The organism is Mycolicibacter heraklionensis (genome assembly GCF_019645815.1).
Lineage (GTDB): Bacteria > Actinomycetota > Actinomycetes > Mycobacteriales > Mycobacteriaceae > Mycobacterium > Mycobacterium heraklionense.
On the sequence record NZ_CP080997.1, the window covers coordinates 3,744,893 to 3,756,894 of the forward strand.

At 71.9% G+C, this 12,002-nt stretch carries 10 protein-coding genes and 1 riboswitch; of the genes, 8 read left to right on the forward strand and 2 right to left on the reverse strand.

The genetic code is table 11. The features are described 5' to 3' along the window. Positions 1 to 97: 97 nt before the first annotated feature. Genes K3U94_RS17805 through cobM form a run of 4 tightly spaced genes read left to right on the forward strand, consistent with a single transcriptional unit; the run spans position 98 to position 3,856 of the window. Positions 98 to 922 carry a ferredoxin-like domain-containing protein gene (locus tag K3U94_RS17805; protein WP_220694571.1) on the forward strand — a complete coding sequence of 275 codons (825 nt, stop codon included), beginning with the start codon at positions 98 to 100 and terminating at the stop codon, positions 920 to 922. Further along, positions 895 to 1,590, forward strand: a complete 696-nt coding sequence (locus tag K3U94_RS17810; RefSeq protein ID WP_220694572.1) for a precorrin-8X methylmutase — start codon at positions 895 to 897, stop codon at positions 1,588 to 1,590. The genes K3U94_RS17805 and K3U94_RS17810 overlap by 28 nt, the downstream gene beginning before the upstream one ends. Beyond that, a complete protein-coding gene (cobJ, locus tag K3U94_RS17815) occupies positions 1,587 to 3,098 on the forward strand; it encodes a precorrin-3B C(17)-methyltransferase (RefSeq protein WP_220694573.1) in 1,512 nt (503 codons plus the stop codon). Before K3U94_RS17810 ends, cobJ begins: the two co-directional genes overlap by 4 nt. Continuing rightward, complete coding sequence (gene cobM, locus K3U94_RS17820; RefSeq protein WP_220694574.1) at positions 3,086 to 3,856, forward strand: precorrin-4 C(11)-methyltransferase; 771 nt, start codon at positions 3,086 to 3,088, stop codon at positions 3,854 to 3,856. The genes cobJ and cobM overlap by 13 nt, the downstream gene beginning before the upstream one ends. Here the strand turns inward: cobM and cbiE are convergent. Further along, positions 3,842 to 5,041, reverse strand: coding sequence for a precorrin-6y C5,15-methyltransferase (decarboxylating) subunit CbiE (cbiE, locus tag K3U94_RS17825; protein ID WP_220694575.1), 1,200 nt, complete (start codon positions 5,039 to 5,041; stop codon positions 3,842 to 3,844). The two genes, cobM and cbiE, sit on opposite strands and share 15 nt — an antisense overlap. A 2-nt stretch (positions 5,042 to 5,043) precedes the next feature. Beyond that, complete coding sequence (locus tag K3U94_RS17830) at positions 5,044 to 5,841, reverse strand: dienelactone hydrolase family protein (RefSeq protein WP_220694576.1); 798 nt, start codon at positions 5,839 to 5,841, stop codon at positions 5,044 to 5,046. Positions 5,842 to 5,887: 46 nt separating this feature from the next. Continuing rightward, positions 5,888 to 6,014: riboswitch (cobalamin riboswitch) on the forward strand. 28 nt (positions 6,015 to 6,042) lie between these two features. On the opposite strand from K3U94_RS17830, the gene K3U94_RS17835 reads away from it, so the two are divergent. The 4 genes from K3U94_RS17835 to cbiB are packed head-to-tail and all read left to right on the forward strand — an operon-like array spanning position 6,043 to position 11,928. Next, entirely contained in the window at positions 6,043 to 8,034 is a 1,992-nt protein-coding gene (locus K3U94_RS17835; protein ID WP_220694577.1) for a VWA domain-containing protein, read from the forward strand. After that, entirely contained in the window at positions 8,034 to 8,648 is a 615-nt protein-coding gene (gene cobO / locus K3U94_RS17840) for a cob(I)yrinic acid a,c-diamide adenosyltransferase (RefSeq protein ID WP_047318667.1), read from the forward strand. The genes K3U94_RS17835 and cobO overlap by 1 nt, the downstream gene beginning before the upstream one ends. A gap of 5 nt (positions 8,649 to 8,653) precedes the next feature. Continuing rightward, positions 8,654 to 11,008 carry a bifunctional hydrogenobyrinic acid a,c-diamide synthase/histidinol phosphate aminotransferase CobBC gene (gene cobBC / locus K3U94_RS17845; protein WP_230987199.1) on the forward strand — a complete coding sequence of 785 codons (2,355 nt, stop codon included), beginning with the start codon at positions 8,654 to 8,656 and terminating at the stop codon, positions 11,006 to 11,008. Next, positions 11,005 to 11,928 carry an adenosylcobinamide-phosphate synthase CbiB gene (gene cbiB / locus K3U94_RS17850; protein WP_230987200.1) on the forward strand — a complete coding sequence of 308 codons (924 nt, stop codon included), beginning with the start codon at positions 11,005 to 11,007 and terminating at the stop codon, positions 11,926 to 11,928. The genes cobBC and cbiB overlap by 4 nt, the downstream gene beginning before the upstream one ends. The last annotated feature ends 74 nt before the right edge of the window (positions 11,929 to 12,002 follow it).

Consider the following 12,002-nt stretch of genomic DNA (forward strand, 5'->3'; position numbering starts at 1 on the left):
ACGCCAAACCCGCCACCGGCAGCGCTGACTTAACGGGTGTTGTCGCGCAAAGGCGGGCAACTGCGGTATGCCCTCCCCCGCGTGGCGGGTGTGACAGATGAGGACGAGGGCCGACCGGTGCCCGGGCGTGCTGCGCCCCTGGGTGGCCGACGACGGACTGCTGGTGCGGCTGCGCCTGGTCGGCGGTCGACTGCCGGCCGCATCGCTGGCCCGCTTACTGCAGGTCAGCGCCGAGTTCGCCGACGGTTCGGTCTACCTGACCAAGCGGGCCAACCTGCAGCTGCGCGGGTTGGCCGATCACCGGGGTGAGCTGGCCCCCGAGGCGGTGGCCGCCCTGGAGTCGACCGGGCTGTTGCCGTCGCGCAGCCACGAGCTGATCCGCAACATCCTGGTCTCGCCGCAGACCGGCCACGCCGGCGGGCGGGCGGACCTACGACCGGTGGCGGCGCGGCTGGACGCCCTGCTGTGCGGCGACCCGCGACTCGCCGGGTTGCCCGGCCGCTTCCTGTTCGTCCTCGACGACGGCCGCGGCGACCTGCTGGACCGCTCCGCCGATACCGGCCTGGTTGCGCTCAGCAGCACGGCGGCGCAGCTGCGGATCGGCGAGCACTGGGGTGCCGTGATCGGTCTCGAGGACGCCGCGACGCGGCTCGCCGAGCTGGCCGGAGCCTTCCAGACCGCCCGCGGCGACGGACCCGACGCGCCCTGGCACATCCGGGAGCTTTCCGGGCCGCTTGCCGCCATCGTGTCCGCCGACGTACGCCTGCCCGCCCCGTCGGGTCCGTTACCCTACGGTCCGGTGCCCGGTGGCACCCATGTGCCGATGCCTGACGGGGTGCTCACCCCGGATCGCGCGCGCACGCTTCCGGTCGCCGCCGAGGTCGTCGTGACCCCATGGCACGGCATCTTCGTCCCCGCGTAGGAGTTGGCTTCGTGAACAGACCCACCAAGCGCTACGACTACATCGCCGACGGCCCGGCCATCTACCTCGAGTCGTTTGCGACCATCCGCCGCGAGTCCGAGCTGTCCCATATCCCCGCGAACGCCGAGCGGCTCGCGGTGCGGATGATTCACGGCGCCGGGCAGACCGATGTTGCCAAGGACCTGGTGATCCACCCCGACGCGGTGCCGGCCGGCCGGGCCGCGCTCGACGGCGGGGCACCGATCCTCTGCGATGCCCGGATGGTGGCGGTCGGGGTGACCGCGGGGCGGCTGCCGGCCGGCAACGAGGTGCGCTGTTACCTGCGCGACGAGCGGGTACCGGAGCTGGCGAAGGAATGGGGAACCACCCGTTCGGCGGCGGCCGTCTCGCTGTGGGAACCCGAGCTGGCCGGTGCCGTCGTCGCGATCGGCAACGCCCCCACCGCGCTGTTCCACCTGCTGGAGCTGATCCTCGACGGCGGGCCGCGCCCAGCGGTGATCGTCGGCTGCCCGGTGGGCTTCATCGGCGCCGCCGAGTCCAAGGCGGCGTTGGCCGCCCTGCACACCGACCACGGCATCGACATCCCGTTCGTGACCGTGCGCGGCCGGCGCGGCGGCTCGGCGATCACCTCCTCGGCCCTCAACGCACTCGCCTCGGATGCCGAATGACCGGCACCTTCTACGGCGTGGGCCTGGGCCCCGGCGACCCGGAACTGATCACCCGCAAGGCCGCCCGGATCATCGCCGACGCCGACGTGGTGGCCTACCACGCCGGGGTCAACAAGGCGTCGTATGCGCGCACCATCGCCGCCGACCTGATCCGGCCGGGTGTCCGCGAAGAGGAGCTGCGCTACCCCGTCACCACCGGGGTCACCGATCACCCCGGCGGCTATGCCGGCGCGCTCGCCGACTTCTATGAGGCCTCGGCGTCCAGGCTGGCCGCGCACCTGGATGCGGGTCGCACGGTGGCGCTGCTGACCGAGGGCGATCCGCTGTTCTACGGCTCGTTCATGTACATGCACGACCGGCTTTCGGCGCGCTTCGACACCGAGATCATTCCCGGTGTACCGGCATTCAGCGCCGCCACCGCCGCGCTCGGGATGCCGCTGGTGCGCCAGACCGACGTGCTGACCGTGCTGCCGGGCACCCTGGGCGAGCACGAGCTGGCGATGCGGCTGGCCGACACCGACGGCGCCATCATCATGAAGCTGGGCCGCACGTTCCCGGCAGTGCGCCGGGCCCTGGCAGCGGCGGGCCGCCTGGAGCACGCCTACTACGTCGAGCGGGCGAGTCATCCGCAACAGCGCTGGCTGCCGGTGGCCGGCATGGACGAATCCGACGAGGTTCCCTATCTGTCGCTGATCGTCGTGGACGGCGACTCCCGCAACGGGCAGCGCTCCCGCACGTCGGCCGAGCCGGCCCCCGCCGTGGTCGAACAGGTTTCCCAGCCCGCCGAGCTGCTGGTCATCGGGCTGGGACCCGGGCCCGACGGCTGGTTGACCGCCGAAGCGGCCGCCGCGCTGGAGCAGGTGGATCATGTGGTGGGCTACGGCCCCTACGTCGCGCGGGTTCCGCAGCGAGAGGGATTGCAGAGGCACACCTCGGGCAACACCGTCGAGCTCGACCGGGCCCGCTTCGCGCTGGACCTGGCCGCGCGCGGCGAGCGGGCGGCGGTGGTCTCCGGCGGGGATGCCGGGGTGTTCGGGATGGCATCAGCGGTGTTCGAGGCGGCCGATAACGAGCAATATCAACATGTTTCGGTGCGAGTGCTGCCCGCAGTCTCCGCGGTGCAGGCGGTGGCCGCGGCAGCCGGCGCCCCGATCGGTGCCGACTTCGCGGTGCTGAGCCTCTCGGATCGGCTCAAGCCCTGGGCGGTGATCGAGTCGCGGCTGCGGGCGATCGCCGAAGCCGATCTGGTGCTGGCGATCTACAACCCGGCGTCTCGCGCCCGGCCCGACCAGATCGCGATCGCGCGCAAGGTGTTGCTGGAACATCGGGACGCGGCGACGGTGGTGGTGGTCGGCCGTGACATCGGCCGGGAGTCCGAGGCACTCACCGTGACCACTCTGGGCGAGCTGGACACCGACACCATCGACATGAAATGTCTTGTCCTGGTGGGTGCCTCGTCAACCCGGGTGACGGCTGGGCGAGTGTGGACGCCGCGATGGGTGCGTTAACGGTCCAGTTCGTCGGCGCCGGCCCGGGCGCGGCGGAGCTGCTGACGGTGCGGGCCGCCCGGCTGTTGGCCGAGGCAGACGTGGTGCTCTATCCGGGCAGCTACCTGGACCCACAGGTGCTCGCCCACTGCTCGAGTACGGCCGACCTCGTCGACACCGCCGACCTGAACCTGGACGCGATCACCGACCGGCTGGTCACCGCGCACCGGGCGGGACGTGCGGTGGTGCGGCTGGTCTCCGGGGATCCCTCGCTGTACAGCGCGGTCTTCGAGCAGACCCGCCGCCTCGATGCCGCCGGGGTGCCGTGGGAGGTGACGCCCGGAGTGCCGGCGTATGCGGCCGCCGCGGCGGCGCTCGGCCGCGAGCTCACGGTCCCGCTGGTGACGCAGTCGGTGGTGTTGACCCGGGTTCAGGCCTCCTCCACCGCGATGCCGGAGCGGGAATCGCTGGCCGCATTCGCCGCCACGCAAGCCACCCTGGTACTGCACCTGGCGATCACTCGGACCCGAGAACTGATGGCCCAGCTGGAATCCGAGTACGGTCCGGACTGCCCGGTCGCGGTGGTCTATCGCGCCTCGCAGCCCGAGGAGCTGGTGCTGCGCGGGACGATCGCCGACATCGCCGACGCGGTCGAGGCGGCGGGCCTGCGGTCGGCCGCGGTCATCCTGGTCGGCCGGGCGGTGGCCGATCTGCCCGATCCGTGTGCCGGCGAGAGCCACCTCTATGACCCGGCTCGGGACCGGTCAGGGCCGGGTTAGCGCCCACTGGGTGACCGCCCGGGCCGGCGTCCAGCCGGTGAAGGACCCCAGGGGTGCGGCGTGCTCAACCTGGATGCGGGTCAGCTCGCCGCCGTGTTCGCGGTAGGCCGTCGCCAGCAGCGCCTCGGTTTCCAGCGTGACGCCGTGGGCCACCAGCCGCCCGCCCGGTACCAGCGCTGCCAGGCAGGCCGCCAGCACCCCGTCCCGGCTCAGGCCGCCGCCGATGAACACCGCGTCCGGGGCGGGCAGGTCCGCCAACACCTGCGGGGCCGTGCCGTGAACCACCCGCAACGCGGGCACCCCGAGGTTGCGGGCGTTGTCCGAGATACGTTGCGCTCTGGCATCGTTCGACTCGACAGCGAGGGCACGGCAGGTCGGATGCGAGCGCATCCATTCGATGCCCACCGAGCCGGCACCCGCGCCCACGTCCCACAGCAGCTGCCCGGGCGCCGGGGCCAGCCGCGCCAGCGCGGACGCCCGTAGGTCGCGTTTGGTGAGTTGCCCGTCGTGCTCGTAGGCGTCGTCGGGTAGGCCGGCCGCCCAGCCGGAGACCAGCGGGCCGGACAGTTCCAGGGCGACGATATTGAGCCGCGGCACCGGGCCGGCAAAGGTGGCCGCGGTGCTGTCCCGCCTGGATTCGGCCGCGCCGCCGAGGTCACCCAGCACCACCATCCGGCTCGCCCCGTAGCCGCGCTCGGTCAACAGGGCGGCCAGCTGCCCCGGGGTGGTCTGGTCCGACGACAACACCAGCACCCGTCGGCCCGGCGCCAGCTCGCGCAGCACCGCGTGCACATCGGCGGCCCGGATCACCGCGGCGGACTCCGCGGGCCAGCCCAACCGGGCCCGGGCCAGCGTGACCGACGAGACCGCCGGGACCACCGTGACCCGGTCGGCTCCGAACAGCTCGATCAACGTGCTGCCCACCCCGGACAGCAGCGGATCGCCAGAGGCCAGCGCGACCACTCGCTGCCCGGCCAGCCCGTCGAGCAGCCCGGTCAGCCCGGCCCGCAGCGGCGACGGCCAGGTGTGGCGCTGTTGGCCTTCGACCGCGGGCAGCAGGTCCAGGTGGCGCGACCCGCCGATCACGACGTCGGCCGCCAGCACCGTGTCCCGCGCCGGCCCGCCCAGCCCGGCCCAGCCGTCGGCGCCGATGCCGACGACGGCGATGCGTTCCGCGGCGGGCACCGCTAGGTCAGGCGTTCGGTGAGGAACTGCACCACCCGCTTGCGTGCCTCGTAGGCGGGGTGGCCGTCGACCTCGCGGACCTGGTCGGTGAGCACCGAGTGCGCCATCCGGGACAGGCCGTCCGGATTGCCCGGCGACGAGTCGATCTCGATCACCTCGAACGCATCGCCGAGGCGAGCTTTCAGCGTCGCGAAACGGTCGCCGGGGGCCATCTTGTCCTCGCTGAACCGCAGGCCCAGAGCGCACAGCTCGTCATTGGCGGCGCGGTCGGCGACGACACCCAGCTCGACCTCCGAGAGCCCCGGGTCGCGGCGCTGCTTCAGCGTCAGCGGTATCGGCACCGACGGTTGGCTGAGCACCGGGGCCAGCACGGAGTCGTCGACGGCCGCGGCCAGCGCGAAACCGCCGGTGAAGCACTGCCCGATCACCCCGACGCCCTTGCCGGGAGTCTTCTCGTTGAGGTCGCGGGCCAACGCCCGCAGGAACTGGGTGACCGGCCGCTGCTTGTCGGTGGCGAACGCGGCGAACTCCCGCGTCACGCAGGCCCGCGCGATCGTGGCCGCGGCGTAGCCCGGCGTGATCGCCTTACCCGGCTCGCCGAACAGCGAGGGAATCGCCACGGTGAAACCGTTGTCCACCAGGTGATTTCCCAACGCCAGCACCCCGGGGTGAATCCCTGGGATCTCCGGGATCAGCACCACGCCGGGGCCCTCGCCCTTGCGGTACACGTCGTGGGTGAATTCGCCGCCGGTGAACGGCTCGGCAACCCATCCGGTCAGGTCTGCTTCGGGTGCGGTCATGGGTCCTCTAGTCCTTTCGCCCAGGTCGGCGTCTCACGCCATGGGTGTTAGGGTATCGGCGCGAAGTGCCAGGGAAGTCGGTGTGACTCCGACGCAGGCCCGCTACGGTGTTCCGCGACGCTCTTCGGTGCGCCACGGTCAGTCCGAATACCGGCTTCGCGTTGCCAACACAGAGGTGTTGGCCACACGAGCGGAGCCTCAATGCAACAGCTGTACCCCTTTCCCGCTGTCCTCGGCGGCGACCCGGATGGCCCGGGCGGCCTCGACGACATGGCGCTGGCACTTGTCCTGAGCGCGATCTCCCCCGGTATCGGCGGGGTGCTGATCCGCGGCGAGAAGGGCACCGCCAAGTCGACGCTGGTCCGTGCGCTCGCCCAGGTGCTGCCGCCCATCGACGTGGTGGCCGGCGACCGGTTCTCTTCCGATCCGACTGAGGCGAACCCGCTCTCCCCCGACGGCCCGTTCCCCAGCGACGCCGCCGTCGAGACCCGCCCGGTGCGGCTGGTGGAGCTGCCGGTCGGCGCCACCGAGGACCGGGTGGTGGGCTCCATCCACCTGGAGCGGGCGCTCAGCGCCGGCACCGTCGACTTCGAACCGGGGCTGTTGGCGCGCGCCAATCGCGGCATCCTCTACGTCGACGAGGTCAACCTGTTGGCCGACCACCTGGTGGACCTGCTGCTGGACGCCGCGGCGATGGGCCGGTTGACCGTGGAACGCGACGCGGTCTCGGTCACCCATGCCGCGCGGTTCGTGATCGTCGGGACGATGAATCCCGAGGAGGGCGAGCTGCGCCCCCAACTGCTCGACCGGTTCGGGTTGACCGTCGAGGTGTCCGCCCCGCGCGATCCGGTGTTGCGTGCCGAGGCGGTGCGCCGGCGGCTGGCGTTCGACGCCGATCCGGATGCCTTCGCCGCGACCTACGCCGCGGCCCAAGACCGGCTGCGGGCCCGGATCCGGCAAGCCCAGGACCTGCTGCCGCAGGTGGCGCTGACCGACGCGGCGCTGGTCAAGATCGGTGAGATCTGCGCGGCATTCGACGTCGACGGTCTGCGCGGCGACATCGTCTGTGCCCGCACCGCGGTGGCACATGCGGCGTGGCAGGGACGCGACGCGGTCACCCTCGAGGACCTGCGGGTGGCCGCCCGGCTGGCCCTGCCGCATCGGCGGCGACGCAAGCCGTTCGACGCCCCGGGCCTCGATGAGGCTGAGCTCGACGAGCTACTCCCACCGGAGGATTCCGGCCCCGAGCCTGACCCGGACGGTCCGGGACCCGACGGTCCCGAGCCCGATGGTCCGCCGGATGGTTCGCCGGCACCGGAACAGCAGGACGGCCCCGCACCGACCGGGCACTCCAAGCCAGGCTCCACCTCGACCGTGGGCGCCGACTCCCCTTACCGGGCACGGCTTTTCTCGGTCGACGGCGTGGGTTCCGGACGCGCCGGCCGGCGCAGCAGGGCCCGCACCAGCTCCGGACGCCGGGTGGGCGCCACCGCATCCGGCAGCACCGGCGGACTGCACCTGTTCGAGACGCTGCGCGCCGCCGCGCCGCACCAGGGTGCCCGTGGCCGTGCCGGCGGCCGGATGATCTTGGCGGCGAACGACCTTCGTCGCGCCGTCCGGGAAGGCCGGGAGGCCAACCTGGTGCTGTTCGTGGTCGACACCTCCGGGTCGATGGCCGCCGCCGAGCGGATGCGACATGTCAAGACCGCGATCTTGTCCTTGCTGCTGGACGCCTACCGCCGCCGGGACCGGGTGGCGGTGGTGACGTTCCGCGATACGCAGGCGGAGGTGGTGTTGCCCGCGACACGGTCGGTGGAGATCGCCGCCGTCCGGCTCGACGAGTTGCCCGCCGGTGGCCGCACCCCGCTGGCCGAGGGCCTGACGGAGGCTGTCGAGGTGATCCGCCGGGAGCGACTGCGCGAGCCGGCCTGCCGCCCGCTGCTGGTAGTGCTGACCGACGGCCGGGCCACCGCCGGCGCCGACCCGGTCGAGCGCTCTCGCCTCGCCGCCGACCAGATTGCCGGGCAGGGATATTCGGCGGTCGTGGTGGACTGCGAGAACGGCCGGATGCGACTGGGGTTGGCTCGCACCCTGGCCGAGCACATGCGGGCCGAATACGTTCCGCTGCCGCAGGTGAGTGCCGAGGCGCTGACCGAGGTCGTCCGCGATGCCACCGGAAGAGGAGCCGCCTGATGCCGCAGGGACAGCCGCTGACGGTGCCCGACGACAACCTGACCACCCGCCAGCGGCGCAACCGGCCGCTGTTGATGGTGCATACCGGTGACGGCAAGGGGAAGTCCACTGCCGCATTCGGATTGGCGCTGCGCGGCTGGAATCAGGGCTTCAACATCGGGGTCTTCCAGTTTGTGAAATCCGCGAAGTGGCGGGTCGGCGAACAGACCGTGCTCGAGCGCCTGGGCGCCCTGCACGCCGAGACCGGTGAGGGCGGTCCGGTGCAGTGGCACAAGATGGGGTCGGGCTGGTCGTGGAGCCGCAAGGCCGGCGGCGTCGAGGATCACGCCGGCGACGCCGCCGAAGGCTGGGCCCAGATCAAGGAACGCCTGGCGGCGCAGACCCACGACCTGTACATCCTCGACGAGTTCACCTATCCGATGGGTTGGGGCTGGGTGGACGTCGACGACGTGGTGGAGACCTTGGCCAACCGGCCGGGCCACCAGCACGTCGTCATCACCGGCCGGCGCGCCGATCCGCGGCTGATCGAGGTCGCCGACCTGGTCACCGAGATGGGCAATATCAAGCACCCGATGGACGCCGGCCAGAAAGGCCAGCGCGGCATCGAATGGTGAGCGTGGTGGGCGTTCCCCTTCCCCGTCTGGTCATCGCCGCACCCGCGTCCGGGCATGGCAAGACCACGGTGGCCGTCGGGGTGATGGCGGCGCTGTCGGCACGCGGCCTGCAGGTCAGCGGGCACAAGGTGGGCCCGGACTACATCGACCCCGGTTATCACGCGCTGGCCACCGGCCGGCCGGCCCGCAACCTGGATCCGTATCTGGTCGGCGCCGACCGGATCGTGCCGCTGCTGCTGCACGGCGCCGCGGGCGCGGATGTCGCCGTGATCGAAGGCGTGATGGGGCTTTTCGACGGGCGCCTGGGCACCGACGGCGAGGCTTCCACCGCCCATGTCGCGGCGTTGACGGCGACGCCGGTGGTGCTGGTCGTCGACGTCTCGCATGCCTCCCGGACACACGCGGCGGTGGTGGCGGGCCTGGCTGGTTTCGATCCGGCGGTGCGCGTCGCCGGGGTGGTGCTGAACAAGGCCGGCAGTGCGCGGCACGCTGATGAAGTCGTTGCCGCTTTGCGCCCCTGCGGTATTCCGGTGCTCGGGGTGCTGCCTCGCGATGCGGGCGTGCAGACTCCGTCGCGGCATCTCGGCCTGGTACCGGCGGGTGAGCGCGGCGAGGCGGCGGCCGTGGCGGCTCGACTTGCCGGGTTGGTAGAGCAGTACGTGGACTTGGACGCGGTGTCGGCGGTGGCGCGCCAGGCTCCGGAATTGACCGGCAGCGCCTGGGATCCGGCTGCCGAGGTCACCGCCGCGTCGGGGCGGCGGCCGGTGGTGGCCGTCGCCGCGGGGCGGGCGTTCACGTTCGGCTATACCGAGACGTTCGAGCTGCTGCGCGCCGCCGGTTGCGAGGTGGTGAGCTTCGACCCGCTCACCGACACGTGTCTGCCGACCGGTACCGCCGGGATCTACCTGGGCGGCGGGTTCCCGGAGGTGTACGCAGAGCACTTGGCGGCCAACACCGCGCTGTTGGGTGCGCTGCGGGCGGCGATGGCCGCGGGAGTGCCGACCGTCGCCGAGTGTGGCGGGTTGGCCTACCTGTGCCGCCGGGTGGGTGCGGACGCCGGGGTGGGCGCGCTGCCGGGTTGTGCGGCGATGACCCCGCGCCTGACGCTGGGTTACCGGCAGGCCACGGCGGTGGCCGACAATCTGCTGGCGCGGGCGGGAGATCAGGTCACCGGGCACGAGTTTCACCGCACCCAGGTCGTTTTCGATCGCCCGGTCAGCGCGGCCTGGCAGCTTCCCGACGGGCCGGACGGCTTTGCCTCGGCGAGCCTGCATGCGTCCTACCTGCACACCCATTGGGCCGGGTATCCCGCGCTGGCCCAGCGGTTCGCCGACGCCGTGCATGGTTTCAGCGGCCCGGATCTGCACCATCACGGTGACGTCGAGGCCACACCGGGGCTGCTCGATTTCGCGGTCAACATCTACGCCGGGGCGCGCCCGGACTGGCTCGAGCACGCATTGCATGCCTCCCTCGACGACGCCGTGGCCTACCCCGATGCGTCGGCGGCCCGCGCCGCGTTGGCCGCCCGGCACGGTCTCACCGCCCCGGAGGTACTGCCCACTGCGGGGGCGTCGGAGGCCTTCGACCTGGTGGCTCGAATGCGAGCGTGGCGCTGCCCGGTGGTGGTGCATCCGCAGTACACCGGCCCGCATGCCGCGCTGAGCGCTGCCGGTCACACCGTCGGCACGGTGCTGTGCCGGGCCCACGACGGCTTCGCACTGCACCCCGACGCGGTGCCCGAAGACGCCGACCTCGTCGTCGTCGGCAACCCGACCAATCCCACCGGGGTACTGCATCCGGCGCAGACGTTGCGCCAACTGCTGCGTCCGGGCCGGGTGGTGCTGGTCGACGAGGCGTTCCTCGATGCGATCCCCGGTGAGCCGGAAACCCTATCCGGGGAGCGGCATTCGGGTCTGCTGGTCAGCCGCAGCCTGACCAAGCACTGGTCGATCCCCGGGGTTCGCGCGGGATATCTGCTCGGCGATCCCGCACTGCTCGCCGACGCGGCACGACTACAGATCCCCTGGTCGGTGTCCGCGTCGGCGCTGGCGGCCATGCTGGTGTGCTCGGATGAGCGGGCGGAACGCGAAAGCGACCGTCGGGCACGGCAATTGATGTCCTGGCGGGTGCACTTGAGTGAGGGCCTCGCCGCGCGCGAGATACGGTTCGTCGCAGGTTTGGCACCGTTTGTGCTGGCCCAGGTCGGCCGCGGGGCGCATACGGCGTTGCGCGAGAACGGTATTGCCGTGCGGCGCGCCGACACTTTTCCGGGCCTGGATGACAGCTGGGTGCGGATCGCGGTGCGGCCCCCTGACCTGACGGATCAGCTGCTGGTCACGCTCGACCGGACGCGGCGGTGATTGCGGCCCGGGCACTCGGACTGGCCCTCGGCTATGGTGCCGATCGCGTCTGGGGTGATCCGAGGCGGCGGCATCCGGTCGCCGGATTCGGGACGTGCGCACTGGCGCTGGAGCGGCAGATTTACCGCGACAATCGGGCGAGCGGGGTCGCCCACGTCCTGGTCTTGGTCGGCGGTGCCACCGGCCTGGCGTACACCGCCGAACTGCTCGCCCGAAACCCGTTGGCGCGAACGGTCCTGACTGCGGCAGTTACCTGGGCGGTGCTCGGCGGCCGGTCCCTGGAACGCGAAGCCGATACCGTGCACGCTTTGCTGGTCGCCGGCGACCTGGACTCGGCCAGGACCCGGGTCCGCAACCTGGTCGGTCGCGACACGACCGCGCTGGGCCCCGACGAGGTCGCCCGCGCCGTCGTCGAATCCGTCGCGGAGAACACCTCCGACGCGGTGGTGGCGTCGTTCGTGTGGGGGGCAGTGGCTGGGATTCCCGGCCTGATCGCGCACCGCGCAGCCAACACACTGGATGCCATGATCGGGCACCGCAACGCCCGCTACGACCGGTTCGGCTGGGCGGCAGCCCGGTTGGATGACGCGCTGGGATTGCCGGCCTCCCGGTTGAGCGGTGTCCTGGCGGCTGCTCTGGGCCCTGATGGTGCCGGCGCACTGCGGGCGTGGCACCGCAACGCCCGCCACCATCCCAGTCCCAATGCCGGAGTGGTCGAGGCCGCTTTCGCCGGGGCGCTGGGCGTGCAGCTCGGCGGGGTCAACACCTATTACGGGAATCGGCGGGAGGATCGCGCGCGGATGGGTTACGGCCGGGTGCCGGTGCCCTCCGATATTCCGCGGTCGACGCGGCTGGCGCGGCGGGTGGGCGTGGGCGCACTGCTCACCGCGGTGGCGTGGTGTCTGGGTCGCGGGAGATGAGGACGGCGGCGGCTCTCCAATCCCCTGACCGACCGGAGCTGCGGGTGCCCGTCGATAATTTAACGATTGTGCCG

Coding starts and splice junctions, on each gene's coding strand:
- K3U94_RS17810 (WP_220694572.1), top strand. CDS start 895: ATGGCACGGCATCTTCGTCCCCGCGTAGGAGTTGGCTTCGTGAACAGA.
- cobO (WP_047318667.1), top strand. CDS start 8,034: ATGCCGCAGGGACAGCCGCTGACGGTGCCCGACGACAACCTGACCACC.
- cobM (WP_220694574.1), top strand. CDS start 3,086: ATGGGTGCGTTAACGGTCCAGTTCGTCGGCGCCGGCCCGGGCGCGGCG.
- K3U94_RS17805 (WP_220694571.1), top strand. CDS start 98: ATGAGGACGAGGGCCGACCGGTGCCCGGGCGTGCTGCGCCCCTGGGTG.
- K3U94_RS17830 (WP_220694576.1), bottom strand. CDS start 5,841: ATGACCGCACCCGAAGCAGACCTGACCGGATGGGTTGCCGAGCCGTTC.
- K3U94_RS17835 (WP_220694577.1), top strand. CDS start 6,043: ATGCAACAGCTGTACCCCTTTCCCGCTGTCCTCGGCGGCGACCCGGAT.
- cobJ (WP_220694573.1), top strand. CDS start 1,587: ATGACCGGCACCTTCTACGGCGTGGGCCTGGGCCCCGGCGACCCGGAA.